Genomic DNA, 24,389 nt, shown 5'->3' with positions numbered 1-24,389 from the left:
GGAGTAGCAATGCAGGATTTTCTTCAGCAAACGCTGTCAGGCGACGCTCCGCAACGTCAGCGCGGCGAAACCCCTTATTTACGCTGGCAGTGGCTCGATCACGGCATTTTACAGCTGGAGCCTCTGAGCGAGCCACAGCAGGCGCTGGTGCTGTCAGCAGGCATTCACGGCAATGAGACCGCGCCGGTAGAGATACTGAATACGCTTATCAGCGCGCTGCTGCGCGGCGAAATGAAGCTGCGGCATCGCGTACTGGCGATCCTCGGCAACCCGGCCGCGCTGCGTGCCGGAAAGCGCTATCTGCGCCATGATGTTAATCGCCTGTTCGGCGGTCGCTGGCAGCGCATCGACGACTGCGACGAGGCGCGACGCGCGCTGCGTCTGGAGCAGGCGACAGAAACCTTCTGGCAGCAGGAGTCCAGAGAAGCACAGACTCGCTGGCATCTTGACCTGCATACGGCCATTCGCGGCTCCTGGCATACACGCTTTGGCGTGCTGCCGCTTAACCCGCAGCCCTGGCCGGATAATTTTATCCACTGGCTAGCGGCAGCAGGGCTGGAGGCGCTGGTCTTCCACACCGCGCCAGGCGGCACCTTTACCCACTTCAGCTGTGCGAACTTTAATGCCGCCAGCTGTACGCTGGAACTGGGTAAGGCTTTGCCGTTCGGCGCCAACGATCTGACGCAGTTTTCCGCCGCGCAGCAGGCGCTGGCGGCGCTGCTGAGCGGCGAGCCGCTGCCGCAAGCGCAGGAGACGCCGCGCCGCTACCGGGTAGTGCAGCAGATTACCCGTCTCAGCGAGCAGTTCCGGCTGCATATGGACGCAGAAACGCGTAACTTCACCGCGTTTCCGCAGGGCGCACTGCTGGCCGAGGATGGGGATACGCGTTACTTTGTGCAGCAGGCGCGCGAATATGTGCTGTTTCCCAATCCGGGTGTGGCGCTGGGGCTGCGCGCCGGGCTGATGCTGGTGGAAGAGAGCGCGCAGAACGAGGTGCTGCCGCGCTGACCTCATAAAGGGCGGCAGAGCGCGGGATTTTCCTTCCGCTTTGCTGCCAGAACCCTTACACTCCTCCATAATTCCTGCCAAATCCGCTTTGATTTCATACTCTTTTGCAATTCTTCACTTAATTCTTCTCATTCTCTTCATGATTGCGCGATTTTTGTCTTTTATGCTTTCACGGCTTTACTCACTCTCTGAGTAGTTGACATTCAGCAGCGTAATCTTGTTCTCGAAGACGCGACAGGCTGCTGTCGTTATTAACTGAATGATAAGGACAACTATTATGCGTAAACTGACTTCCCTGATTCTGGCGTCTACTCTGGCTTTCGGTGCGGCAAGCGTGGTTCATGCCGCAGCTGACAACCTGACGCCGCCGCCGGCCGGTAGCGAAAAGCCGATGCATAAGCCGCCGATGCCGCACGGAATGAACATGATGTTCAAAGATCTCAATCTGACCGAGGCGCAGAAAAAACAGATCCATGAGATCCTGAAAGAGAGCCACAAAGACTTTAAGCGTCCGTCGCTGGAAGAGCGCCGCGCCGGTCACGCCATTATCGCCTCTGACACCTTCGACCGTGCGAAAGCGGAAGCGCAGGCAGAGAAAATGACCGCAGACGCGAAAGAGCGCGCGGTGGCGATGATGGAAACGCAGAACAAGCTCTACAACGTGCTGACGCCGGAGCAGAAAAAGCAGTACAACGCTAATTTTGAGAAGCGTCTGACTGAGAAAGGCCCGCACGACGATAAAATGGCTCCACCGCCGGCTGAATAATCAGGCTGAATTAAGGCAGTGAGACCGCCTGCGTTGTCCAGATAAGCAAAATGCTGGGCAGCGCAGGCGGTTTTTTTATAAGGGTTCGACAGGATAGTGGCCGGAAAGCAGCGGCCGACACAAAATTTTATAGCCGTCATGGTCAAAGCCGCTCGGCGCGCGTTTTAGCTGGCGCGCCTCCTCCATATCGTTGACCGATCCCAGATAGAACCAGTGATCGATAACGTGGATCTGCGTCATCAGTTTCCCTTCCTCGATCAGCGCCACCGGGCCTTGCCACGGCCAGCAGATCACCCGTACGCTCTCCAGCGCCTCCGCCAGACGCGCCTGATGTTCGCTTAGCGTCTCGCGGCCGCAGCAGGCGCCTGCGCAGCGGCGCAGGGCGGCGCGGAAACAGGCGCGGTTGGCGCTCAGCTTTTCCAGCCCCAGCAGCCCGTGACAGAGCTGATGCTCGTCAGCGAGATACTTAAGCGTCTCCAGCGCCTTATGGCGGCTGCGGTAGAGACCGAACAGATCGGGAGAGTGGGAAAAGTCGACGTCGCGCGCGTAGACCACTTCAGGCTTGCCGTCGGCGATGCGAATCGAACAGAGCTGGCGATTCTTACGCAGGCGCTTATTGAACAGCGGCTGCTGCGTCTTGATCATCTGCGCTTCCAGCAGCAGCGCGCCGAGATCGCCAGCGGTCGGGATCCAGCTGACGCGCCGCGCCTGACGCAGCATGCGCGCCTCTTCCGGCGTACGGAAATGGGACATCACGCGCGATCGCAGATTGATGCTCTTCCCGATATAGAGCGGCAGCGTCTCGCTGTCACCGTGGAAGGTATAGACGCCCGGCTGATTTGGTAAACCTTCCAGCCATTCGCGCAGATGTTCGGGATATTCGTAGATAGCAGCCGCATCGAACTCGAGGCGGTGCGTGGCGGCACGTCGAACCAAGACAGACTCCTGTAACTGTGTATTCATACAGCATATCAGTCTGTTCAGGCTTTCGCCAGCGGGTTAGCGAGTGAACACAGCGGCAGGGAAAATTTCCCCTGCCGGAGGGCAGGGGAAAAAGGGTTATTTCCAGAAGTCGTCGAATACCGTAATCGGCGGGCGACGCTTGTGCTCGGTCTTCGTATACCAGTTTTCAATGATTTTTGCCGTTTCCGGCGCGACGCTTTTGCCTTCCAGGTAGTCGTCAATCATCTCGTAGGTAACGCCGAGCGCGACTTCATCTTCAAGGCCAGGACGATCGTCTTCCAGGTCCGCCGTCGGGCGTTTCAGGTAGAGATGTTCCGGGCAGCCCAGCGTCTTCAGCAGCAGTTTGCCCTGACGTTTGTTGAGGCGGAACAGCGGGTTAATATCTGTGCCGCCGTCGCCATACTTAGTGAAGAAGCCGGTCACCGCTTCCGCCGCATGGTCGGTGCCGACTACTACGCCCTGCGTCATACCGGCGATGCTGTACTGCGCCTTCATGCGCTCGCGCGCTTTTTCATTGCCGCGCACAAAGTCGGAAAGCTCAATGCCCGCTTCCCGCAGCGCGCGTTCGCTGGCCAGCACCGACTCTTTGATATTTACCGCCAGCGAGCGATCCGGCTGGATAAACGCCAGCGCGTCCTGGCAATCCTGCTCATCCGACTGCACGCCGTAGGGCAGGCGCACAGCGATAAAGGCGTAGGCCTTGTCGCCGGTCTCTTCGCGCAGTTCGCTGATCGCCATCTGCGACAGTTTGCCCGCCAGCGTGGAGTCCTGACCGCCGCTGATGCCCAGCACCAGGGTCTTCAGAGACGGGTAGCGCTTCAGATAGCTTTTGAGGAAATCAACGCTGCGGCGAATTTCCTGCTGCGCGTCGATAACCGGGTTAACGCCGAGTGCTGTAATGATTTCCTGCTGCAGTGACATGAATTTCTCCTCAAGACGGTGGCCTGTCGGCCCGAGCGAACCATCTATTAAAGCTAACGCGCATCGCTGAAAACAACAAGCCAAAGCGCCAGTTGTTTCCAGTTAAGTGTTGCGATATCAGGCAGTTTATGTGCGCGGCGCGGGCTTCTGCGCCAGGAAAATAAACATCAGAATCGCCAGCATAAAGCAGCCGAAGATCGTGCCGGTCATGCTGAGCAGCGAGGTGCCGCCAAGGCCGGTGATGGGTACTGAAATGGCGCCAAGCGAGAACATGCAGACGCCGATCACCGCTGAGGCGCTGCCGGCGCGATGCCCCTGGCTCTGCATCGCCAGCGACGAGGCGGTAGTGGCGATGACCCCGTTGCTCGCGATAGTGAAGAAGAGCGCTACCAGCACCAGCGGCAGCGGCGCGGCGGTAACGCCCGCCAGCAGCAGCAGGCTGGAGGCAACGAACGCCAGCGTCAGGCCGCCTTTCAGGACGCGATACTCACCCCAGAGCGGGCAAAGACGCGCGCTGGTCTGCGAGGCGATGACCAGTCCGATGCCGTTCGCCGCAAAGCAGAAGCTGAACGCCTGCGGTGACAGGCCGTAAATCTGCTGCAGCACGAACGGCGAGGCACCGATATAGGCGAACATGCCCGACATCATAAACGCCTGCGTCAGGCAGAAGCCCATAAAAGGACGATGGACGATAACCTGGCCCAGCGCCGCCCAGGCGGAAAACACCGAGCCCTGGCTACGACGTTCCGGGGGCAGGGTTTCGTGCAGCTTCCAGCGCGCCAGCAGGATAAGCAGCAGCGCCGTCGCGCCCAGCACCACAAAGATGCCGCGCCAGTTAAGCACCGTCATCAGCACGCCGCCAAGCACCGGCGCGCCGATCGGCGCCAGCCCGTTCACCAGCATCAGCAAGGCAAAGAAACGCGTCAGTTCATGGCCGCTGTACATATCACGCGCCACCGCGCGCGACAGCACCGCGCCGCCTGCGCCCGCCAGGCCTTCGAACAGGCGAGCCAGCAGCAGCTGGTGGATATCCTGCGCCAGCGCGCAGCCAATCGAGGCGACAAACAGCAGCACCAGCGAAAGCGCCAGCGGCCGCAGGCGACCAAACTTATCGCTCATCGGCCCGAACAGCAGCTGTCCGGCGCCCAGGCCGAGCAGACCGGCGGTCAGGCTAAGCTGCGCCGTTGCGGTTGACGTCTGAAGATCGCGCGCCAGTTCAGGCAGCGCGGGAAGATAGAGATCGATGCAGAGCGGGCCGAGCGCCGCCAGCAGGCCCAGCGTTATGGCATAGACCAGTCGGTTATTATGTGCAGGTGTCATTTGTCCTCTGAGGGCTTTACTAAGTCGTGGATCATCTTTTTGTAGAGGGTATTGAGCAGTTCCGCTGACGCTTTCTGCGTCGTCAGTCGACGAAAAGCGGTGCCTTCTACCAGCACCGCCAGCACTTCGACGCATGCGGTGAGCTGCGCCTCGCTGAGATGCGGATAGTCAGCGCGCATTTTTTCACAGGCGTTGTGAAACAGTCGCGCCTCGGCATGTTGCAGGATGGCGCTGACGCGCGGATTGCGGCTCGCCTCGGCGGCGACTTCCAGCATCAGTATCTCATCCTCTTCGTTCAGGGTTTCGCGGCGGGCGATCATATCGGCGAGATGGCTGGCGTCGGCCTGCTCGCTCATCGCCGCCACGCGGCCGTCGACGATGCGTTTCACCATCTCTTCGATCAGCGCGTCTTTGCTGGGGAAATAGCGATAGATTTGCCCGACGCTCAGGCTGGCGGCGCTGGCAAGCTGCGCCATGCTGGCGCCGTGAAAGCCGGACTGGCGGAAACAGCGCCGCGCCGCCGCGATGATCTCATCCTGGCGCATACGATGCCGCGCATCGCGCGCTTCACGCTGTTTGCTCATCCTGCCTCCTGACGTTAGTTTTGAGAGTGTTTATTCTCGCGCTGGATTATACGAGTCGATCGCGATAAGAACAGCTTTTTTACGCTAACCTGACGTTTCAGACTCACCTTAAAAACGCGCCATAAAGTTGATTAATCTGCATTTCTGTTCCAGGCTTAAGCTTACATGGACAATACAACGAGGAACAACAAGATGAAAAAAGCAATGGGATGTATCGCTGCGGCGCTGACGCTGGCCGCACTGTCTGGTTGTACGGCTTACGATCGTGCTGAGAGCTACGTGAGCAAGCCTGTAGTTAAGGATGTGAAAAAAGGCATGACGCGCGATCAGGTGCGCCAGATTGCCGGACCGGCTTCAACTGAAATCACGATGGTTCACGCGCGCGGCACCTGCCAGACCTATGTGCTGGGCGAGCGCGACGGTAAACAGCAGACCTATTTCGTCAGCTACAACGACACCGGTCGCGTAATGAACTACGGTTTCCAGAGCTGTAAAGAGTACGATACCGATCCGCAGGCTGCCCAGTAAGCTGAGCAAAAGCGGTAGAGAACAACAAACGGCCCGTCAGTGACGGGCCGTTTTTCATTGGCTGGCTCAGCGCCAGATAAAGCTGCTCGCGCGATGGGTTACAGCCCGGCGGGACGCGGCACCTCAATATATTCGCCATTAATATCGCGCTGATAGTAGTGCCCCTCCTGGACGTAAAAGCGTCGTCCGTTGAAGTCGAGCACGCGCATCGCGCTGGCCGGTTCGGCTGGCGGTTGCACCACCACGTAGTTCTCGCCCTGACGCTGATAGTAAGCGCCGTTGAGCATATAGTAGGTCAGGCCGCCGATCAGCACTGCGGTAGCCGCTTCAGGCAGGAAGCGCAGCGGGCCGGGACCACCCCAGCCGCGACCAGGACCGCCCCAGTGCGGACCCGGGCCTGGGCCCCAACCGCCGGGGTGAGCAGAGACAATGGCTGGCGACAACAGCGTTAACGCCAGCAGTGAGGCGATAACTTTTTTCATGGGTTTTCTCCTGCGATAACTCACTGAAGCATTCTCCTTTTCCGCGTTGAAAACAAGCGCAGAAGCGCGACTTTTTCCTCTCTTTACCACGCTTAACGCTTTCTTAACGAGGCCGCCATAAAGCCACCAGATTATGAAGCGCAGACATAAAAAAACCGGGCGCAATGGCCCGGTTTATGGTGGCGTAAAAGGCGATTAACGGTGCGCCAGCTCCGCGTGCTCCTCGCTCTCCAGCACCGCTTTGTCGGTCAGGCCGAGCCAGCGGCTGGTAAGGGAACCGGCGGTCATCGCGCCGTTGACGTTGAGCGCGGTACGGCCCATATCGATCAGCGGTTCGATAGAAATAAGCAGGGCAACCAGCGTCACCGGCAGACCCATTGCCGGCAGTACGATCAGCGCGGCGAAGGTCGCGCCGCCGCCTACGCCCGCCACGCCAGCGGAGCTGAGCGTAACGATGCCCACCAGCGTAGCGATCCAGACCGGATCGAACGGGTTAATACCTACGGTTGGCGCAACCATCACCGCCAGCATCGTTGGATAGAGTCCTGCGCAGCCGTTCTGACCAATGGTCGCACCGAAAGAGGCAGAGAAGCTGGCGATCGACTCCGGCACGCCCAGGCGACGCGTCTGGGTTTCCACATTAAGCGGAATGCTCGCGGCGCTGGAGCGGCTGGTAAAGGCGAAGGTGATAACCGGCCAGACTTTGCGGAAGAAACGCAGCGGATTAATACCGTTCACCGACAGCAGCAGCGCGTGCACGCCGAACATAATCGCCAGGCCCAGATAGGAGGCAACGACAAAGCCGCCCAGCTTGATGATGTCCTGCAGGTTCGACCCGGCGACCACTTTGGTCATCAGTGCCAGCACGCCGTAAGGCGTCAGCTTCATAATCAGACGCACCAGCTTCATGACCCAGGACTGCAGGGTATCTATCGCGACCAGCACGCGCTGGCCCTTGGCTTCGTCATCTTTCAGCAGCTGCAGCGCCGCAACGCCGAGGAAGGCGGCGAAAATCACTACGCTAATAATCGATGTCGGGCTGGCGCCGGTCAGATCGGCGAACGGATTTTTCGGCACAAACGAGAGCAGCAGCTGAGGAACGGTCAGATCCGCTACTTTGCCCGCGTAGTTGCTCTGTATTGCAGCGAGGCGCGCGCTCTCCTGCGCACCCTGCACCAGACCTTCAGCGCTGAGGTGGAACAGGCCAGTAACCAGCACGCCGACCAGCGCGGAGATAGCGGTGGTGAACAGCAGCACGCCGATCGTCAGCAGACTGATTTTACCCAGCGACGAGGCATTATGCAGGCGCGCAACGGCGCTGAGGATAGAGGCGAACACCAGCGGCATCACGATCATTTGCAGCAGCTGTACGTAGCCGTTGCCCACGATATTGAACCAGCTTATTGAGGTCTTCAGCACTTCGCTCTGTTGGCCATAGATGGTTTGCAGCGCCAGGCCGAACAGCACGCCGATCACCAGACCGACCAGCACCTTTTTCGACAGGCTCCAGCCTTGACGGCCGAGGCGCGACAGCAGCAGCAGCAGCGCGACGAAGGCCGCGAGATTAAGAATCAGAGGTAGATCCATATTGGCTCCCGAGAGAGGCACCCCACGACAGCTGTGGTGTCGGGACGCCAGATAATGTTATGCACGAATTAAGTGCCGGTATGTTAACAGTTACCCCGGGTATCGACTTATATCCAAATGGAATGGCTTATAACCAGACAGCGTTTTCTGCTGGTTTAATGCGCTTTTTGCGTGGAAATCAAGCGGGAAACACCATTTTGCAGCGTATCAAAGAGCTGAGAAGGCCAGCCATTCGCACCAAAAGAGGGCGAGCCGGGTGGAAACCAGAGCGCGTAGCCAACCAGCGCCAGGCAGAGCGTACGCTCCAGCTGGTTGCCTTTCTGACTTCTGAGGATGGGCAGACGGAAACGCCAGCGACACGGCCACAGCAGCGGCACCCCGGCAGGAGTCAGCATATCCGCCACAATATGGCTGAGATAGCCCAGCGTCATACCCTGCAGCACATCGGCAGGCAGCAGCCAGTCTTTGGGGACATTAATCTGAAACAGCCACAGGCTGGCGGCTACCGCCAGCAGGCTGTGCGTGAACCCCCGGTGACCAAAGGCGCGCGCGATAGGATGCGACAACCACTTTAAGCGCTGGCCGAGCAGGGATTTAGGATGATCGATATCAGGCAGCAGGCAGGTAAGCAGCGAGGCGGAAATAAGGTGCCACCAGTCGGCCTGCGCCAGCACAGGCGTCAGCTCTGCGCGCTTGGCAAAAATAGCGGTAGCAATAGCGAAAATTACGTGGCCTTCGCCCGTCATGATAAAACCTGGCTGCAAACTGTCGATGCATCCAGTATAGGGATTTATCCAGTGAATGAGAAGTTGTGACGCTGTAACGAAGCGTGAATTTTTTTTAGCGAAACGGCGCCGCCAGGCTGCCGTTTCGCCACAGAAAGCCTTTCGGGGTGAGCGCGCGCCGAAGGGCTGCTGGCGCGCCTTCCTGCGCTTAACGCGCCAGCCAGCCGCCGTCAACGGCCAGCGTATAGCCATTCACATAATCTGACGCCGAAGAGGCGAGGAAAACAACCGGACCCATCATATCTTCCGGCACGCCCCAGCGCGCAGCCGGGATGCGTCCAAGAATTTCTGCGCTGCGGCCCTCGTCGCTGCGCAGCTGCTCGGTATTATTGGTCGCCATATAACCCGGCGCGATAGCGTTAACGTTAATGCCGTGTTTCGCCCATTCGTTCGCCATCAGGCGCGTCAGCCCCATCACCGCGCTTTTCGACGCCGTGTAAGAGGGAACGCGAATGCCGCCCTGGAAAGAGAGCATTGAGGCGATATTGATGATTTTGCCGCCCTGGCCCTGCGCGATAAAATGACGCGCTACCTGCTGCGACAAAAAGAAGACGCTCTTGGTATTGATGTTCATCACATCGTCCCAGTCCTGCTCGCTAAAGTTAAGCGCGTCTTCGCGGCGGATAATCCCGGCGTTATTGACCAGAATATCAATTTTGCCCGCGGCGTCGATCGCCTGCTCCACGACGCGCGGCACCTGCTCGGTACGAATAAGATCCGCCTGCAGAGACCAGAAGCGGCGGCCCAGCGCTTCGACGCGCTGCTGCGTTTCTGCGGGATCTTCGCGATTGACGCCGATGATATCGCAACCGGCCTGCGCCAGTCCCAGCGCCATGCCCTGACCGAGCCCGGTATTGCAACCGGTGACCAGCGCGATTTTACCTTCCAGATTAAATGCGTTGAGTATCATGAGAGCGCCTCCTTTTTTAGCGCAGATCGCGGATTTTGACATGATCCATGTCGTCGAATACCTGATTCTCGCCGACCATGCCCCAGATAAAGGTGTAGCGTTCGGTGCCGACGCCGGCATGAATCGACCAGCTGGGCGAAATGACCGCCTGCTCGTTGTGCACCAGCAGATGACGCGTCTCCTGCGGCTGACCCATCATGTGAAACACCGCGCTTTCCGGATTCATATCAAAATAGAAATAGACTTCCATACGGCGCTCGTGGGTATGGCATGGCATGGTATTCCACAGGTTGCCTTCATCCAGGCGGGTCAGCCCCATGGTGAGCTGGCAGGTCGGCAGCACGTCCGGCACCAGGTATTTATTGATGGTGCGGCGGTTAGAGGTCGCCGCATCGCCGAGCGTGGTGCGTACCGCCTCCTCTTTACCTATTTTTTTATCGGGAAAGCGGCTGTGCGCGGGCGCGCTGTTGAAATAGAACTTCGCCGGATGGGCCGCATCGCTGCTGCGAAAGCTCAGCGTCTGGGCGCCTTTGCCGACATAGAGCGCCTCTTCCGTTCCGATCTCCCAGACTTTGCCGTCCACCTCAATGGTGCCCGGCCCGCCGATATTGATCACGCCCAGTTCGCGGCGCTCCAGAAAATAGCTTACGCCCAGCTGTTTGCCCATCTCGTTGCCGAAAGAGACGCTGGCGGCAACCGGCATCACACCGCCGATAATAATGCGATCGATATGGCTGTAGGTCAGGGTGTAGCGGTCAGCTTCAAAGATGTTTTCAATCAGGAACTCGCGGCGTAGCGCGGCGGTGTCGAGCTGTCTGGCATGCTCGCTGTGAATGCTTTGTCGAACGTCCATTCTGATCCCCTCTGGCAAAAAAGGCGTACGTGCCCCGCAGGGCGTCTGAGGGCATCTTAGGAGGAGTGGAAGATCAATTCAATAAAAATGAAACGTTGTTTTATTTTTTTTGCGAAGGGGATCATGCCATAAACAAAACCCGCCAGCGGCGGGTCGGGTCTGATAAAGGCGCCATCAAAGGCCCACACGCGAGTCAGGGCGCAGAGTTGCCCAGAAGATGGGCTGCGGTGAGCTGGGTAAGATCGTCCAGCCTGACGTTCGCCAGCGACCAGCGCGCGTCATCGCGCAGCGCCGCGGGCGGCACCACGATGGAGCGCATACGCGCCGCTTTTGTGGCGATCATGCCGTTAAACGAGTCTTCCAGCGTCACGCAGTTCAGCGGGTCGATGTTCAGCCGCGCGGCGGCATCCAGATAGACCTGCGGATGCGGTTTGCTGTAGGGCAGCGCCTCGGCGGAGACCAGCACGTCGAAATCGTCGCGCAGGTCAAAGAGCGCCAGCACGCGCTCCAGCATCATCAACGGCGACGCGGAAACCAGGCCGGTTTTCAGCCCGCGCTGGCGACACAGCTGCAGCGCCTGCTTAACCCCCGGCAGCAGCGGGCGCTTCTCCTCAATCAGCGCCAGCGCGCGGGCGATAATACGCGCGGTGACCGTCTGCTGATCCGGGCCTGTCCAGGGCAGGGTTTCATACCACATGCGCACCACCTGATCGATACGCAGGCCCAGCGTGTCCGGCAGCTCGCTGCGGCGTGATAAATCAACGTTCAGCGTGGCGAATATGTCCATTTCAGCCTGATCCCACAGCGGTTCGGAGTCGATTATCAGGCCATCCATATCAAACAGGGCGGCATAAACAGGGCGGGTATAACTCATCGGCTGGCTCCTTGTAGAATTTGCGCTACCTTATCATGGGCTGGCTCGCGTCGCGAAAGGGACGCAGGCTACGCTTTTTACAGGAAATAAAAACCACAGGCAGGTAGACTGGCTGCAATCTGGATTCAGGTACAGGAGATACCATGACTTATCAACAGGCTGGCCGCATCGCCATCCTTAAGCGAGTGGCTGGCTGGGCAATCTTTTTGCTCGCGCTGCTGTCGACCGTGATTTCAGTGCTGAGCTTTATGTTCAGACACAGTGAAAAACAGCCGGGCATTGACGCCGTGATGCTCGACTTTGTCCATGTAATCGTCGATATGATCCGCTTCAACACGCCTTTCCTTGGCTTCTTCTGGCAGAACTCGCCGGTGCCGGAGTTCCACGGTCAGATGAATCTCGGCTTCTGGATCATCTATATTCTGATTTTTGTTGGTCTGGCGCTGGAAGCGTCCGGTTCGCGAATGGCGCGTCAGGCGCGCCATATAAAAGAGGGTGTTGAAGATCAGCTGATTCTGGAGCAGGCAAAAGGCGGCGATGCCCGTACGCGCCAGCAGCTGGAAGAGAAGATCCGCGTGCCGCACCACACCATCTTCCTGCAGATTTTTCCGCTCTATATCCTGCCGGTGGTGATCGCCGTTGCCGGTTATTTCGTGCTGTCGCTGCTCGGCTTTCTGTAACAGGTCAGGCCGGTCTGGCCTGACGCTGCGCCAGCGCGTCCTCATCCAGCAGACGCCCGACGGCGAATTGCGCCTCGCTTAACCAGCTGCCGCCGAATACGTTGGCGCGGTTAAGCAGGTAGTAGAGCTGATAGACCGGCTGGCGCTGCGAGAAGCCGTCCGGCAGCGGCCAGACCGACTGATAGCCTTCATAGATCTGCCGCGGCAGATCCGGGAACCAGCCGAGCATCGCCAGATCGCATTCGCGGTCGCCCCAGTAACAGGCGGGGTCGAACAGCCAGGGGCCGTTGGCGCTGCCAGCGCAGTTGGCTGGCCAGAGATCGCCGTGAAGCAGGGAAGGCTGGGGCTGATGCGTGGCGAGGGCGCGCTGCACGCAGTTTATAATCTCTTCCGTATTGCCGTAGGTGAGGCCTTTCTCTTCGGCGAGCTGAAGCTGCCAGCCGATGCGCTGTTCGGCAAAAAAGACCGACCAGCGGCGCAGCCAGCTGTTGGGCTGCGGCGTCGTGGTGATGTTATTGTCAAAGTCGAGGCCGAACTGCGCCTGTTCGCTCCACTGATGCAGGTGCGCCAGCTGCTGTCCCAGCTGAAAGGCGTTCTCCGCATCCAGCGGCTGAGGCGTGATATATTCCAGCAGCAAAAAGCTCTGGTCGCGGTGATGGCCCACGCCATAAACCGCCGGTACGCGTACGCTTTGCGTGCGCGCCAGCAGCGCCAGCTGATCGGCTTCCCAGGCGAAAAGGGTAAGCATTTCACGACTGTTGCACTTCACGAAAACGTCATGTTCGCCATAGCGAATGCGCCAGGCGGGGTGGATGTCGCCGCCAGGAAGTTCGTGGCGTTCGGTAATATCGGCATGGCCAAACTGTTCGCTTAATAAACGACTAATAGCGTTCCACATTGGGCGATCCTCTTTTAACCTGTCAGGCTGCGGTGTCGGGCAGCACGCTCTACGACCCATTGACGATTATATCGCGTGAATATCGCTCAAAACCCGCGCTTGCGCACAGCTTACCGGAACGAATGGCGGGTGCGTTTACTGCGCAGCGTCACGTAAAAACGCCTCCAGCGTCGTTACGGTGACGTCGGGCGTCTGATGCAGCACGCTCTCGCCGGCGGCGACGGCCTGGCGTTGCAGATCCTCCTGCGACAGGGCGCTGACCAGACCGAAGCTGTTAGTGCCCAGCTCGTGAGCGTGACCCTGATCGTCATTAAGCGTGGTGCTGAACCCTCCTGCGATCATCGCGCTGTTGAGCGTTTGGACGTCGCTGAGGCCCGATTCCTGATAGTGAAACGTGACAATGTAACGTTTAAGTCCGTCGCTCATTTTTCACCTCTGTTCGGCTTGACTGAGCACAGCGTAGACCATGGCGAAAAAGCGCGCGAATAATGAACAGGATAAAGGCATTATTTATCACAGGCATAAAAGTAAAGCTGGGTAAAGGCGGGGTTTGCGGGTTCAGAAAAATTTTGTCGCAACTGAGCTGATGTTTTACTGGCTGCCCCCTATAATGTGCGGCGTTAATGAGAAAATTCCCAATAATCAAGCGCGATTGAGTCTGAATAGCCTGTTTTATGGAGGTTAATACTTATTTACAATACTTACCGTAAATTGCATTGATCGGTCCGTAAAACCCTTCACACTCTTCGTTTTTTAAACTGTCGTACGGGTCACAATAAATGAAAGTGCTTAACAAGCTCTCAGCCGTTCTTTTGCTCTCCGCTGGCGCGTTTTGCCACCAGGCATTGGCGGACAACAACGTTTTTACCGCGATGGACGATCCTTCAACGGCAAAGAAGCCGTTTGACGGCAGCGCCTCCGCAGGCTATCTGGCGCAGACTGGCAACACCACCAGCTCCTCGCTGACCGCGCAGACTAATATGACGTGGTATCAGAGCTCTATGGCGTACAGCCTGTGGGGCAACGCGGCGAACACCTCATCTAATGATGAGCGCTCTTCGGAAACCTACAATATCGGCGGCCGTTCGCGTTACAACCTCAACAGCTTCGATTACCTGTTTGGTCAGGCGAGCTGGCTGAGCGACCGCTTTAACGGCTACGATTCACGCGATGTGCTGACCGCAGGTTACGGTCGCCAGATCCTGAGCGGCCCCATTCATTCGCTGCGCGCTGAATTTGGTCCGGGTGTGCGCTATGACGATTTCCATGACGGCGGCAGCGAAACCAAAGCGCTGGGCTACGGCGCGCTGAGCTATCAGTGGCAGCTGACCGATAACACCAAATTTATCCAGGGTGTTTCGGTGCTGAGCAGCTTCGGCGAAGATACCACTATCAACTCAGAAACCGGGCTGCAGGTTGGCATTAACGACCACTTCGCGCTGAAGCTGGCCTACAACGTCACCTGGAACAACAATCCGCCGGAGTCCGCGCCCGATCGCACCGACACCAAAACCAGCATTATGCTGACCTACGCGATGTAATTGCCTGCAAAAATCGCTTCCTGACCGCAGCCCGTCTGCGGTTTTTTTTCGCCTGCTCCTCGACTTAGCGGCGTGGCCACGGGTTTTGCTGGCCGCTCAAAGCTGTTATCATCGTCGGCGCACTACAATTCCTGGCGTCATTCCGACAACGTGGGTCTGACATTACGCCAGGCAATCAATTTTACTCAATGTTGTATGTAAGCTTTCGTGTGGCTTACCACTGCAATTAAGGATATTAAATGCCTGTAATTACTCTTCCTGATGGCAGCCAGCGCACCTACGATCGTCCGGTAAGCGTGATGGATATTGCGCTGGATATCGGGCCTGGCCTGGCGAAAGCCTGTATTGCCGGACGCGTTAACGGTCAGCTGGTGGATGCGGTCGATCCCATCACTGAAGATGCCTCTGTGGCCATCATTACCGCAAAAGATGAAGCGGGTCTGGAGATTATTCGCCACTCCTGCGCGCATCTGCTGGGGCACGCTATTAAACAGCTGTGGCCTAACACCAAAATGGCGATCGGTCCGGTTATCGACAACGGCTTCTATTACGATGTCGATCTCGATCATACCCTGACGCAGGAAGATATCGACGCGCTGGAAAAACGTATGCACCAGCTGGCCGAAACCAACTACGACGTTGTGAAAAAGGTCGTCAGCTGGCAGCAGGCGCGCGACGTGTTCGCCGAGCGCGGCGAGAGCTATAAAATCACTATTCTGGATGAGAACATCAGCCACGACGATCGTCCTGGCCTTTATCATCACGAAGAATATATCGACATGTGCCGCGGTCCGCACGTGCCGAATATGCGTTTCTGCCACCACTTCAAGCTGCAGAAAATCGCGGGCGCCTACTGGCGCGGCGACAGCAATAACAAAATGCTGCAGCGTATCTACGGCACTGCCTGGGCGGATAAAAAGCAGCTCAACGCCTATCTGCAGCGTCTGGAAGAGGCGGCGAAGCGCGACCACCGTAAAATCGGTAAGCAGCTCGACCTCTACCATATGCAGGAAGAGGCGCCCGGCATGGTTTTCTGGCATAATGACGGCTGGACTATCTTCCGCGAGCTGGAAGTGTTCGTGCGCAGCAAGCTGAAAGAGTACCAGTACCAGGAAGTAAAAGGTCCGTTTATGATGGACCGCGTGCTGTGGGAAAAAACCGGGCACTGGGAAAACTACAAAGAGGCGATGTTTACCACCTCTTCAGAAAACCGTGAATACTGCATCAAGCCGATGAACTGTCCGGGCCACGTGCAGATCTTTAATCAGGGGCTGAAGTCCTACCGCGATCTGCCGCTGCGCATGGCGGAGTTCGGTAGCTGTCACCGCAACGAGCCGTCAGGCGCGCTGCATGGCCTGATGCGCGTACGCGGCTTCACCCAGGATGACGCCCACGTCTTCTGTACTGAAGATCAGGTGCGTGACGAAGTGAACAGCTGTATCCGCATGGTCTATGACATGTACAGCACCTTCGGCTTCGAAAAGATCGTGGTGAAACTCTCCACGCGTCCTGAGAAGCGTATCGGCACCGATGAAATGTGGGACCGTGCTGAAGAAGATTTAGCCGCTGCGCTGAATGAAAACGAAATTCCGTTTGAATTCCAGCCCGGAGAAGGTGCATTCTACGGCCCGAAAATTGAATTTACGCTTTACGACTGTCTCGATCGCGCCTGGCAGTGCGGCACAGTTCAGCTAGACTTTTCCCTGCCAAAACGTCTGGACGCCACATATGTGGGCGAAAATAACGATCGTCAGACGCCGGTTATGATTCACCGCGCGATTCTCGGCTCTATGGAGCGCTTTATTGGCATCCTGACCGAAGAGTTCGCCGGTTTCTTCCCGACGTGGCTGGCGCCGATGCAGGCGGTGGTGATGAATATCACCGATGGACAGGCAGAATATGTCGACATGTTGACACGCAAATTGCAGAATGCTGGCATTCGTGTGAAAGCAGACTTGAGAAACGAGAAGATAGGCTTTAAAATCCGCGAGCACACATTACGTCGCGTCCCTTACATGCTGGTTTGCGGTGACAAAGAGGTGGAAGCAGGCAAAGTTGCCGTTCGCACCCGCCGCGGTAAAGACCTCGGGACGATGGATGTCGATGTGTTTGTTGAGAAGCTGCAACAAGAGATTCGCAGCCGCAATCTTCACCAATTAGAGGAATAAGGTTATTAAAGGCGGAAAACGAGTACAACCGACGCGTCCGAATCGAATCAACGGTGAAATCCGTGCCACTGAAGTACGCTTAACTGGCGTGGATGGCGAACAGATTGGTATTGTCAGCCTTCGCGAAGCTATTGAAAAAGCTGAAGAAGCGGGTGTTGATTTAGTAGAAATCAGCCCCAACGCCGAACCGCCGGTGTGCCGTATTATGGATTACGGCAAGTTCCTTTATGAAAAAAGCAAATCTTCTAAGGAACAGAAGAAGAAGCAAAAAGTTATCCAGGTTAAGGAAATTAAATTCCGTCCTGGTACCGATGAAGGCGACTATCAGGTAAAACTCCGCAGCCTGATTCGTTTTCTGGAAGAAGGCGATAAAGCCAAAATCACGCTGCGTTTTCGCGGTCGTGAGATGGCGCACCAACAGATCGGTATTGAAGTGCTTAACCGCGTGAAAGAAGATCTGACAGAACTGGCAGTAGTCGAATCCTTCCCATCGAAGATCGAAGGCCGCCAGATGATTATGGTGCTCGCTCCCAAGAAGAAACAGTAGGCTTTCAAGTAACAATGACCGCGCAGCGTTCGCGCTGTGCGGTTCTTTGTTCGCCTGTCTGATTCGTTTTATTAACAATGCGAAGTGGATATTTTTAAAATGCCAAAGATTAAAACTGTACGTGGCGCGGCTAAGCGCTTCAAGAAGACCGCTTCTGGCGGCTTCAAGCGTAAGCACGCAAACCTGCGTCATATTCTGACTAAAAAATCAACTAAGCGTAAACGTCACCTGCGTCCGAAAGGCCTGGTGTCTAAAGGCGATCTGGGTCTGGTTGTTGCCTGCCTGCCGTACGCATAAGTTAACTTTTTTATAAATCTGCCTGAAACCTTTGCATAACGGCCGCTGGCCAGCAGGGGATAAGGGCATCACAGAATATTGATACAGGAGAGCTCACATGGCTCGCGTAAAACGTGGTGTAATTGCTCGCGCACGTCACAAGAAAATCTTAAAACAAGCTAAAGGCTACTACGGTGCACGTTCACGTGTATACCGCGTTGCCTTCCAGGCTGTTATCAAAGCTGGTCAGTATGCTTACCGTGACCGTCGTCAACGTAAGCGTCAGTTCCGTCAACTGTGGATTGCGCGTATCAACGCTGCAGCGCGTCAGAACGGCATCTCTTACAGCCGTTTCATCAATGGCCTGAAAAAAGCGTCCATTGAGATTGACCGTAAAATCCTGGCTGACATCGCTGTATTCGACAAAGTGGCATTTACTGCACTGGTCGAAAAAGCAAAATCAGCTCTGGCGTAAGTCAGATGAAAAAGGGAGCTTGCTCCCTTTTTTATTGCCTGTAACTCAAGCAAAAGATTGACATTTTCATCGCTGGGCTTTTCAATAGTACCCTCAGAATCCCAGCAAGGTAACGCAAGCATGAATGCTGCTATTTTCCGTTTCTTTTTTTACTTTAGCACCTGAATCTCAGGGGCTTTTGCGCATAGAAAAGAAACGAAAAATCGCGCCGAAAGCCTCCCTCGTGGAGGCTTTTGTGTTTCTGGCGAAGCATATTGGACGGCAACGTCCCAACGAGAACTGACCAGCCCGCCTGGAAGAAGAGGAAACCATGTCCCAACTCGCAGAACTGGTGGCCCGCGCCACAGCCGCTATCGACGAGGCGACGGATATCGCCACCCTTGACGCGGTGCGCGTCGAATATACCGGTAAAAAAGGCCATCTGACGCAGCTGATGACGACGCTGCGCGAGCTGCCGCCGGAAGAGCGTCCGGCTGCGGGCGCGGTGATCAACGACGCCAAGCAGCAGGTGCAGGAGCGACTTAACGCTCGCAAAGAGACGCTGGAGTCCGCCGCGCTTAACGCCCGGCTGGCCGCCGAGACCATCGACGTTTCCCTGCCGGGCCGCCGCATCGAAAACGGCGGTCTGCATCCGGTAACGCGCACCATCGATCGCATCGAAACCTTCTTCGGCGAACTGGGTTTCGCGGTGGTGACCGGTCCGGAAATCGAGGATGACTACCACAACTTCGACGCGCTGAATATTCCCGGCCATCACCCGGCGCGCGCCGATCACGACACCTTCTGGTTCGACGCCACGCGTCTGCTGCGTACTCAGACCTCCGGCGTGCAGATCCGCACCATGAAAAATCAGCAGCCGCCGATTCGCATCATCGCGCCGGGCCGCGTCTATCGCAACGATTACGACCAGACGCATACCCCGATGTTTCACCAGATGGAAGGGCTGATCGTCGACAAGAACATCAACTTTACCAACCTGAAAGGCACGCTGAACGACTTCCTGCGCAACTTCTTTGAGGAAGATTTGCAGATCCGTTTCCGTCCTTCCTACTTCCCGTTCACCGAACCTTCGGCGGAAGTGGACGTGATGGGCAAAAACGGCAAATGGCTGGAAGTGCTGGGCTGCGGCATGGTGCACCCGAACGTTTTGCGCAACGTCGGCATCGATCCAGAAGTCTACTCCGGCTTCGCCTTCGGTATGGGCATGGAGCGTCTTACCATGCTGCGTTACGGCGTGACTGACTTGCGCGCCTTCTTCGAAAATGATTTACGTTTCCTCAAACAATTTAAATAAGGGCAGGTTATCCAATGAAATTCAGTGAACTCTGGTTACGCGAATGGGTAAACCCGGCTCTGGACAGCGCTGCCCTTTCTGAACAGATCACCATGGCCGGTCTGGAAGTGGACGGCGTGGAGCCGGTTGCCGGCGCGTTTCACGGCGTAGTCGTCGGTGAAGTCGTAGAGTGCGGCCAGCACCCGAACGCCGATAAACTGCGCGTGACTAAAGTTAACGTCGGCGGCGATCGTCTGCTGGATATCGTCTGCGGCGCGCCGAACTGCCGTCAGGGACTGAAGGTGGCGGTCGCCACCGTCGGTGCCGTACTGCCGGGCGATTTTAAGATTAAAGCGGCGAAGCTGCGCGGCGAACCTTCGGAAGGGATGCTCTGCTCTTTCTCCGAGCTGGGCATTTCCGACGATCACAGCGGCATTATCGAACTGCCGGGCGATGCGCCGATCGGCATGGATATCCGTGACTACCTGAAGCTGGACGATAACACCATCGAAATCAGCGTGACGCCGAACCGCGCCGACTGCCTCGGCATTATCGGCATTGCGCGTGATGTAGCGGTGCTGAATAGCCTGCCGCTCACCGCGCCCGCTATCGAGCCGGTAGCCGCAACCATCAGCGACACCTTCCCGATCCGCGTCGACGCCACCGATGCCTGCCCGCGCTATCTGGGCCGCGTGGTAAAAGGTATCAACGTCAAGGCTGCCACGCCGCTCTGGATGCGTGAAAAGCTGCGCCGCTGCGGCATCCGCTCTATCGATCCGGTGGTGGATATCACCAACTACGTGCTGCTTGAGCTGGGCCAGCCGATGCACGCCTTCGATCTTGACCGCATTGACGGCGGTATCGTGGTGCGCATGGCGGAAGAGGGCGAAACCCTGACGCTGCTCGACGGCAGCGAAGCGAAGCTCAGCAGCGATACGCTGGTTATCGCCGACCACCATAAAGCGCTGGCGATGGGCGGCATATTCGGCGGCGAGCATTCCGGCGTGAATGAAGAGACGCAGAACATCCTGTTTGAGTGCGCCTGGTTCGAACCGCTGGCGATTACTGGCCGCGCGCGTCGTCACGGCCTGCACACCGATGCCTCGCACCGCTACGAGCGCGGTGTCGATCCGGCGCTGCAGTACAAAGCTATTGAACGCGCTACTCAGCTGCTGCTGGCGATCTGCGGCGGCCAGGCTGGCCCGGTTATCGACCAGACGCACGAAGCGGCGCTGCCGCCGCGCGCCACCATTACGCTGCGCCGCGAGAAGCTGGATCGCCTGATTGGCCACGTTGTTACCGACGAGCAGGTGACCGACATTCTGACGCGTCTCGGCTGCGACGTGACGCCAGGCCAGGGCGAGTGGAAAGCGGTCGCGCCGAGTTGGCGCTTCGACATGGCGATTGAAGAAGATCTGATTGAAGAGGTCGCGCGCGTCTACGGTTACAACAATATCCCGAACGTGCCGGTACAGGCTGGTCTGGTGATGACTCAGCATCGCGAAGCGGATCTGTCGCTGAAGCGCGCGAAAAACCTGCTGGTGGATAAAGGCTACCAGGAAGCGATCACCTACAGCTTCGTCGACCCGAAAATGCAGCAGCTGCTGCACCCGGGCGAAGAGGCGCTGATCCTGCCAAGCCCCATCTCCAGCGATATGTCGGCGATGCGCCTGTCGCTGTGGACCGGCCTGCTGAGCGCCGTGGTCTACAACCAGAACCGCCAGCAGAGCCGCGTGCGCCTGTTTGAGAGCGGTCTGCGCTTTGTACCTGATACCCAGGCGGATTTAGGCATCCGTCAGGATCTTATGCTGGCGGGCGTGCTGAGCGGCAACCGCAACGAAGAGCACTGGGATCTGGCGCGTCAGACGGTTGACTTCTATGATTTGAAAGGTGATTTAGAATCGCTGCTCGATTTAACCGGCAAGCTGGACGACATTCGCTTCCGCGCCGAAGCCAATCCAGCGCTCCATCCGGGGCAGAGCGCAGCGATTTATTTGCATGATGAACGAATCGGATTTATCGGTGTGGTTCATCCTGAGCTGGAACGTAAGCTGGATCTCAATGGTCGCACCTTAGTCTTTGAACTGCTTTGGAATAAGGTCGCAGACCGCGTCCTGCCTGATGCGCGCGAGATTTCACGCTTCCCGGCGAACCGTCGCGATATCGCCGTGGTAGTGGCTGAAAACGTCCCCGCAGCAGATATCATCGCCGAGTGTAAGAAAGTTGGCGTAAATCAGGTAGTTGGCGTAAACTTGTTTGACGTGTACCGCGGTAAGGGTGTTGAAGAGGGTTTCAAGAGCCTCGCCATCAGCCTGATTTTGCAGGATACCAGCCGGACACTCGAAGAAGAGGAGATTGCCGCGACCGTTGGCAAATGTGTTGCGGCATTAAAAGAGCGATTCCAGGCAACCTTGAGGGATTGAACCTATGGCGCTTACAAAAGCTGAAATGTCAGAGTACCTGTTTGAGAAGCTTGGGCTGAGCAAACGCGACGCGAAAGAGCTGGTGGAGCTGTTTTTTGAAGAGGTTCGCCGCGCTCTGGAAAATGGTGAACAGGTAAAACTGTCTGGGTTTGGTAATTTCGACCTGCGCGATAAAAATCAGCGTCCAGGCAGGAATCCAAAAACGGGGGAAGATATTCCGATTACCGCGCGCCGCGTGGTAACGTTCCGCCCGGGTCAGAAGCTGAAAAGCCGTGTCGAAAATGCTTCTCCGAAAGATAACGACTGACCGATTTCAGTGTTCTAAAAAGGCCGCGCAAGCGGCCTTTTTCATTTCTGCGCCGCGCGCGCTGTTTTTCACTCTCCACGCTCTCTTCACTCTGTCAGCTTTTTGTAAGCATACGGGAAATAAGCTGAAAATCCGCCTGCGCCGATAGTGACCCACAAAAGGCTTTTGTTATAACAGCGCCCACGGATAACAAGAGACTACCCTGATGAAAAAAACCGCACTGCTTTTAAGCGTCCTGCTGGGGATGCCGCTGCTGGCGAGCGCTCATGCTCCGCATCATGACAACGCGCCGGGCCCTGATGTCCATATCGGCGATCGCGATCATCGCGGCTACTACTGGGACGGCTATGACTGGCGTCCGGCGAAATGGTGGCAGGCGCACCATGGCCGCAATGTCGGACTGAAAGGGCCGCATGGCTACTGGAACGGCAACGGCTGGCAGGCACAGCGTCCTGAGCAGGGCAAGCCGATGGCGAAGCGCGACAACCCGGCGCATAATGACCACCCGACGCGCAACGACCGCGAGCCGGTGCCGCCGCGTTCTAACCACAACTGATCCTCTTTGCGGCGCCCTGCGGCGCCGCAAACGCCAGCCTTTCTTTTTCCGCCAATCTCTCTACAATCAAATCTCTGTTTTCTCAGCGAATCCTCAATTATGTCCCTGCTGGAGCAGCTTGCTCATCAGGCGGATCGCCGCAGCCGTCGCGTGCTGCTGGCGCTGTGCCTTATCCTGCTGGCGTTAATTGTTCTCAGCCTGTGCGCGGGCGATAGCTGGATCGCCCCGGCCCGGTGGCTGAGCGACAGCGGTCAGCTGTTCGTCTGGCAGCTGCGTCTGCCGCGCACCCTTGCGGTGGTGCTGGTCGGCGCGGCGCTGGCGGTCTGCGGCGTCGTGATGCAGGCGCTGTTTACCAATCCGCTGGCAGAGCCGGGCCTGCTCGGCGTTTCTAACGGCGCGGGCATCGGGCTGGTGCTGGGCGTGCTGTTTGGCAGCGGGTCGCTCTGGAGCCTGAGCCTGGCGGCGATGGCGGGCGCATTGCTGATCACCCTCATCCTGCTCCATTTCGCCCACCGGCAGCTCTCCGTAACGCGACTGCTGCTTACCGGCGTGGCGCTGGGCATTATCTGTAGCGCCATCATGACCTGGGCGGTCTACTTCAGCACCAGCCTCGATCTGCGCCAGCTTATGTACTGGATGATGGGCGGCTTCAGCGGTATCGACTGGCGTTATGGCTGGATGATGCTGGCGCTGCTGCCGGTCACCGCTGGACTGATCGCCACCGCGCGCGTGCTCAATCTGCTGGCGCTTGGCGAAACCCCGGCGCAGCAGCTGGGCCTGTCGCTCTTTTTCTGGCGCAATACGCTGGTGCTGGCAATGGGCTGGCTGGTCGGCGTCAGCGTCGCTATGGCGGGCGCGATCGGGTTTATCGGCTTAGTTATTCCGCACCTGCTGCGGCTGAACGGCATCAGCGATCATCGTTATCTGCTGCCGACGTCGGCGCTGGCGGGCGCTGGCGTGCTGCTCGCCGCCGACATTATTGCGCGTCTGGCGCTTACCTCGGCGGAATTGCCAATCGGCGTGGTAACCGCCACGCTGGGCGCGCCGCTGTTTATCGCGCTGTTACTCAAATCTTCGCGCTAGCTTCGGCTGGCTTTCCGCATCCACGACAGGAGACTTCTATGGGCCTTTATCAAACTGAACTGATGACGATCGACGGCGAAAAAACCACGCTGGAAAAGTGGCAGGGCAAGGTGCTGCTGGTGGTGAACGTGGCGTCAAAATGCGGTCTTACCCCACAGTATGAACAGCTGGAGGCGCTGCAGCAGCAGTATCAGGCGCAGGGCTTCAGCGTGCTGGGTTTTCCCTGCAATCAGTTCCTTGAACAGGAACCGGGCAGCAATGAAGAGATTAAAACCTACTGCAGCACCACCTGGGGCGTGACCTTTCCCATGCTGGCCAAAGGGGACGTCAACGGCCCGGCGCGCCATCCGCTCTATGCGCAGCTGATCGCGGCGCAGCCGGAAGCGGTACGTCCCGAAGGCAGCGGCTTTTACGAGCGTCAGGTCAGCAAAGGCCGCGGGCCGAAAGCGCCGGGCGATATTCTGTGGAACTTCGAGAAATTCCTGATCGACCGTCAGGGCAACGTAGTGAAGCGTTTCGCACCGGATATGACGCCGGACGATGCCATTATCCAGCAAAGTATTCAGCAGGCGCTGGCGTAA

28 protein-coding genes and 1 other annotated feature are annotated in these 24,389 nt (G+C 57.6%); of the genes, 16 read left to right on the top strand and 12 right to left on the bottom strand.

Translation table 11 applies throughout. The annotated features are described in order from the left end of the window. The first annotated feature begins 9 nt into the window (after positions 1–9). Positions 10–1,008 (top strand): succinylglutamate desuccinylase, encoded by a 999-nt coding sequence (gene astE / locus MHZ89_RS01495; protein WP_311781569.1) that lies wholly within the window; start codon positions 10–12, stop codon positions 1,006–1,008. A gap of 277 nt (positions 1,009–1,285) precedes the next feature. After that, positions 1,286–1,774, top strand: coding sequence for an ATP-independent periplasmic protein-refolding chaperone Spy (gene spy, locus MHZ89_RS01490; protein WP_126688799.1), 489 nt, complete (start codon positions 1,286–1,288; stop codon positions 1,772–1,774). 75 nt (positions 1,775–1,849) lie between these two features. On the opposite strand, the gene cho is transcribed toward spy, so the two are convergent. From cho to MHZ89_RS01470, 4 genes are all read right to left on the bottom strand, one after another. Beyond that, on the bottom strand, positions 1,850–2,710 hold the full coding sequence (cho, locus tag MHZ89_RS01485; protein ID WP_311781568.1) for an excinuclease Cho: 861 nt from the start codon (positions 2,708–2,710) through the stop codon (positions 1,850–1,852). A 123-nt stretch (positions 2,711–2,833) separates the two neighbouring features. Next, entirely contained in the window at positions 2,834–3,658 is an 825-nt protein-coding gene (gene nadE, locus MHZ89_RS01480) for an ammonia-dependent NAD(+) synthetase (RefSeq protein WP_311781567.1), read from the bottom strand. A 126-nt stretch (positions 3,659–3,784) separates the two neighbouring features. After that, entirely contained in the window at positions 3,785–4,978 is a 1,194-nt protein-coding gene (locus tag MHZ89_RS01475; RefSeq protein ID WP_311781566.1) for a multidrug effflux MFS transporter, read from the bottom strand. Next, complete coding sequence (locus MHZ89_RS01470) at positions 4,975–5,562, bottom strand: helix-turn-helix domain-containing protein (protein ID WP_311781565.1); 588 nt, start codon at positions 5,560–5,562, stop codon at positions 4,975–4,977. Before MHZ89_RS01470 ends, MHZ89_RS01475 begins: the two co-directional genes overlap by 4 nt. A gap of 192 nt (positions 5,563–5,754) precedes the next feature. On the opposite strand from MHZ89_RS01470, the gene osmE reads away from it, so the two are divergent. Beyond that, complete coding sequence (osmE, locus tag MHZ89_RS01465; RefSeq protein ID WP_311781564.1) at positions 5,755–6,090, top strand: osmotically-inducible lipoprotein OsmE; 336 nt, start codon at positions 5,755–5,757, stop codon at positions 6,088–6,090. A gap of 98 nt (positions 6,091–6,188) precedes the next feature. Here osmE and MHZ89_RS01460 read toward each other — a convergent pair whose 3' ends face one another. From MHZ89_RS01460 to hxpB, 6 genes are all read right to left on the bottom strand, one after another. Further along, positions 6,189–6,572, bottom strand: a complete 384-nt coding sequence (locus tag MHZ89_RS01460; protein ID WP_311781563.1) for a DUF6515 family protein — start codon at positions 6,570–6,572, stop codon at positions 6,189–6,191. A gap of 195 nt (positions 6,573–6,767) precedes the next feature. Beyond that, positions 6,768–8,159: an L-cystine transporter gene (locus MHZ89_RS01455; protein WP_311781562.1), complete on the bottom strand. Its 1,392-nt coding sequence runs from the start codon at positions 8,157–8,159 to the stop codon at positions 6,768–6,770. 155 nt (positions 8,160–8,314) lie between these two features. Next, entirely contained in the window at positions 8,315–8,905 is a 591-nt protein-coding gene (locus tag MHZ89_RS01450; protein ID WP_311781561.1) for a metal-dependent hydrolase, read from the bottom strand. A gap of 187 nt (positions 8,906–9,092) precedes the next feature. After that, entirely contained in the window at positions 9,093–9,854 is a 762-nt protein-coding gene (kduD, locus tag MHZ89_RS01445; RefSeq protein ID WP_311781560.1) for a 2-dehydro-3-deoxy-D-gluconate 5-dehydrogenase KduD, read from the bottom strand. A 16-nt stretch (positions 9,855–9,870) separates the two neighbouring features. Next, positions 9,871–10,707: a 5-dehydro-4-deoxy-D-glucuronate isomerase gene (kduI, locus tag MHZ89_RS01440; RefSeq protein ID WP_311781559.1), complete on the bottom strand. Its 837-nt coding sequence runs from the start codon at positions 10,705–10,707 to the stop codon at positions 9,871–9,873. A gap of 193 nt (positions 10,708–10,900) precedes the next feature. Then, positions 10,901–11,581, bottom strand: a complete 681-nt coding sequence (hxpB, locus tag MHZ89_RS01435) for a hexitol phosphatase HxpB (RefSeq protein ID WP_311781558.1) — start codon at positions 11,579–11,581, stop codon at positions 10,901–10,903. A gap of 143 nt (positions 11,582–11,724) precedes the next feature. Here hxpB and MHZ89_RS01430 point away from each other — a divergent pair, with 143 nt between their 5' ends. Next, complete coding sequence (locus MHZ89_RS01430; RefSeq protein ID WP_311781557.1) at positions 11,725–12,261, top strand: YniB family protein; 537 nt, start codon at positions 11,725–11,727, stop codon at positions 12,259–12,261. 4 nt (positions 12,262–12,265) lie between these two features. Here the strand turns inward: MHZ89_RS01430 and MHZ89_RS01425 are convergent, their stop codons facing one another. After that, on the bottom strand, positions 12,266–13,159 hold the full coding sequence (locus tag MHZ89_RS01425; RefSeq protein WP_311781556.1) for a fructosamine kinase family protein: 894 nt from the start codon (positions 13,157–13,159) through the stop codon (positions 12,266–12,268). Between the two features lie 135 nt (positions 13,160–13,294). Further along, the gene (ghoS, locus tag MHZ89_RS01420) at positions 13,295–13,585 is read right to left on the bottom strand and encodes a type V toxin-antitoxin system endoribonuclease antitoxin GhoS (RefSeq protein ID WP_311781555.1); all 291 of its coding nucleotides are present in this window, start codon (positions 13,583–13,585) and stop codon (positions 13,295–13,297) included. A 353-nt stretch (positions 13,586–13,938) separates the two neighbouring features. On the opposite strand from ghoS, the gene MHZ89_RS01415 reads away from it, so the two are divergent. From MHZ89_RS01415 to MHZ89_RS01360, 12 genes are all read left to right on the top strand, one after another. Beyond that, positions 13,939–14,700, top strand: coding sequence for a DUF481 domain-containing protein (locus MHZ89_RS01415; protein ID WP_311781554.1), 762 nt, complete (start codon positions 13,939–13,941; stop codon positions 14,698–14,700). 239 nt (positions 14,701–14,939) lie between these two features. After that, positions 14,940–16,868 carry a threonine--tRNA ligase gene (gene thrS / locus MHZ89_RS01410; protein WP_311781553.1) on the top strand — a complete coding sequence of 643 codons (1,929 nt, stop codon included), beginning with the start codon at positions 14,940–14,942 and terminating at the stop codon, positions 16,866–16,868. Between the two features lie 4 nt (positions 16,869–16,872). Continuing rightward, positions 16,873–17,415 carry a translation initiation factor IF-3 gene (gene infC, locus MHZ89_RS01405; protein WP_033747527.1) on the top strand — a complete coding sequence of 181 codons (543 nt, stop codon included), beginning with the start codon at positions 16,873–16,875 and terminating at the stop codon, positions 17,413–17,415. Positions 17,416–17,514: 99 nt separating this feature from the next. Beyond that, positions 17,515–17,712, top strand: coding sequence for a 50S ribosomal protein L35 (gene rpmI / locus MHZ89_RS01400; protein ID WP_081137701.1), 198 nt, complete (start codon positions 17,515–17,517; stop codon positions 17,710–17,712). Between the two features lie 97 nt (positions 17,713–17,809). Continuing rightward, the gene (gene rplT, locus MHZ89_RS01395) at positions 17,810–18,166 is read left to right on the top strand and encodes a 50S ribosomal protein L20 (RefSeq protein ID WP_010616241.1); all 357 of its coding nucleotides are present in this window, start codon (positions 17,810–17,812) and stop codon (positions 18,164–18,166) included. A 115-nt stretch (positions 18,167–18,281) separates the two neighbouring features. After that, positions 18,282–18,406: a sequence feature (Phe leader region), on the top strand. Further along, the gene (pheM, locus tag MHZ89_RS01390) at positions 18,287–18,331 is read left to right on the top strand and encodes a pheST operon leader peptide PheM (RefSeq protein WP_001386830.1); all 45 of its coding nucleotides are present in this window, start codon (positions 18,287–18,289) and stop codon (positions 18,329–18,331) included. (Overlaps the previous feature by 45 nt.) A gap of 70 nt (positions 18,407–18,476) precedes the next feature. Further along, positions 18,477–19,460, top strand: a complete 984-nt coding sequence (gene pheS / locus MHZ89_RS01385) for a phenylalanine--tRNA ligase subunit alpha (RefSeq protein ID WP_311781552.1) — start codon at positions 18,477–18,479, stop codon at positions 19,458–19,460. 14 nt (positions 19,461–19,474) lie between these two features. Further along, positions 19,475–21,862: a phenylalanine--tRNA ligase subunit beta gene (gene pheT / locus MHZ89_RS01380; protein WP_311781551.1), complete on the top strand. Its 2,388-nt coding sequence runs from the start codon at positions 19,475–19,477 to the stop codon at positions 21,860–21,862. Between the two features lie 4 nt (positions 21,863–21,866). After that, positions 21,867–22,169: an integration host factor subunit alpha gene (gene ihfA / locus MHZ89_RS01375; RefSeq protein WP_033747517.1), complete on the top strand. Its 303-nt coding sequence runs from the start codon at positions 21,867–21,869 to the stop codon at positions 22,167–22,169. A 205-nt stretch (positions 22,170–22,374) separates the two neighbouring features. Next, complete coding sequence (locus MHZ89_RS01370) at positions 22,375–22,725, top strand: DUF2502 domain-containing protein (protein WP_311781550.1); 351 nt, start codon at positions 22,375–22,377, stop codon at positions 22,723–22,725. 99 nt (positions 22,726–22,824) lie between these two features. Next, entirely contained in the window at positions 22,825–23,808 is a 984-nt protein-coding gene (gene btuC / locus MHZ89_RS01365) for a vitamin B12 ABC transporter permease BtuC (protein ID WP_311781549.1), read from the top strand. A gap of 38 nt (positions 23,809–23,846) precedes the next feature. Continuing rightward, entirely contained in the window at positions 23,847–24,389 is a 543-nt protein-coding gene (locus MHZ89_RS01360; RefSeq protein ID WP_311781548.1) for a glutathione peroxidase, read from the top strand.

Origin of the sequence: Pantoea sp. ACRSB (assembly GCF_022346905.1) — a bacterium.
In the GTDB taxonomy this organism is placed as follows: domain Bacteria; phylum Pseudomonadota; class Gammaproteobacteria; order Enterobacterales; family Enterobacteriaceae; genus Pantoea; species Pantoea piersonii.
This window is presented reverse-complemented; position numbering and strand designations above follow the sequence as displayed.

Coding starts and splice junctions, on each gene's coding strand:
- astE (WP_311781569.1), top strand. CDS start 10: ATGCAGGATTTTCTTCAGCAAACGCTGTCAGGCGACGCTCCGCAACGT.
- spy (WP_126688799.1), top strand. CDS start 1,286: ATGCGTAAACTGACTTCCCTGATTCTGGCGTCTACTCTGGCTTTCGGT.
- nadE (WP_311781567.1), bottom strand. CDS start 3,658: ATGTCACTGCAGCAGGAAATCATTACAGCACTCGGCGTTAACCCGGTT.
- MHZ89_RS01475 (WP_311781566.1), bottom strand. CDS start 4,978: ATGACACCTGCACATAATAACCGACTGGTCTATGCCATAACGCTGGGC.
- MHZ89_RS01470 (WP_311781565.1), bottom strand. CDS start 5,562: ATGAGCAAACAGCGTGAAGCGCGCGATGCGCGGCATCGTATGCGCCAG.
- osmE (WP_311781564.1), top strand. CDS start 5,755: ATGAAAAAAGCAATGGGATGTATCGCTGCGGCGCTGACGCTGGCCGCA.
- MHZ89_RS01460 (WP_311781563.1), bottom strand. CDS start 6,572: ATGAAAAAAGTTATCGCCTCACTGCTGGCGTTAACGCTGTTGTCGCCA.
- MHZ89_RS01455 (WP_311781562.1), bottom strand. CDS start 8,159: ATGGATCTACCTCTGATTCTTAATCTCGCGGCCTTCGTCGCGCTGCTG.
- MHZ89_RS01450 (WP_311781561.1), bottom strand. CDS start 8,905: ATGACGGGCGAAGGCCACGTAATTTTCGCTATTGCTACCGCTATTTTT.
- kduD (WP_311781560.1), bottom strand. CDS start 9,854: ATGATACTCAACGCATTTAATCTGGAAGGTAAAATCGCGCTGGTCACC.
- kduI (WP_311781559.1), bottom strand. CDS start 10,707: ATGGACGTTCGACAAAGCATTCACAGCGAGCATGCCAGACAGCTCGAC.
- hxpB (WP_311781558.1), bottom strand. CDS start 11,581: ATGAGTTATACCCGCCCTGTTTATGCCGCCCTGTTTGATATGGATGGC.
- MHZ89_RS01430 (WP_311781557.1), top strand. CDS start 11,725: ATGACTTATCAACAGGCTGGCCGCATCGCCATCCTTAAGCGAGTGGCT.
- MHZ89_RS01425 (WP_311781556.1), bottom strand. CDS start 13,159: ATGTGGAACGCTATTAGTCGTTTATTAAGCGAACAGTTTGGCCATGCC.
- ghoS (WP_311781555.1), bottom strand. CDS start 13,585: ATGAGCGACGGACTTAAACGTTACATTGTCACGTTTCACTATCAGGAA.
- MHZ89_RS01415 (WP_311781554.1), top strand. CDS start 13,939: ATGAAAGTGCTTAACAAGCTCTCAGCCGTTCTTTTGCTCTCCGCTGGC.
- thrS (WP_311781553.1), top strand. CDS start 14,940: ATGCCTGTAATTACTCTTCCTGATGGCAGCCAGCGCACCTACGATCGT.
- rpmI (WP_081137701.1), top strand. CDS start 17,515: ATGCCAAAGATTAAAACTGTACGTGGCGCGGCTAAGCGCTTCAAGAAG.
- rplT (WP_010616241.1), top strand. CDS start 17,810: ATGGCTCGCGTAAAACGTGGTGTAATTGCTCGCGCACGTCACAAGAAA.
- pheS (WP_311781552.1), top strand. CDS start 18,477: ATGTCCCAACTCGCAGAACTGGTGGCCCGCGCCACAGCCGCTATCGAC.
- pheT (WP_311781551.1), top strand. CDS start 19,475: ATGAAATTCAGTGAACTCTGGTTACGCGAATGGGTAAACCCGGCTCTG.
- ihfA (WP_033747517.1), top strand. CDS start 21,867: ATGGCGCTTACAAAAGCTGAAATGTCAGAGTACCTGTTTGAGAAGCTT.
- MHZ89_RS01370 (WP_311781550.1), top strand. CDS start 22,375: ATGAAAAAAACCGCACTGCTTTTAAGCGTCCTGCTGGGGATGCCGCTG.
- btuC (WP_311781549.1), top strand. CDS start 22,825: ATGTCCCTGCTGGAGCAGCTTGCTCATCAGGCGGATCGCCGCAGCCGT.
- MHZ89_RS01360 (WP_311781548.1), top strand. CDS start 23,847: ATGGGCCTTTATCAAACTGAACTGATGACGATCGACGGCGAAAAAACC.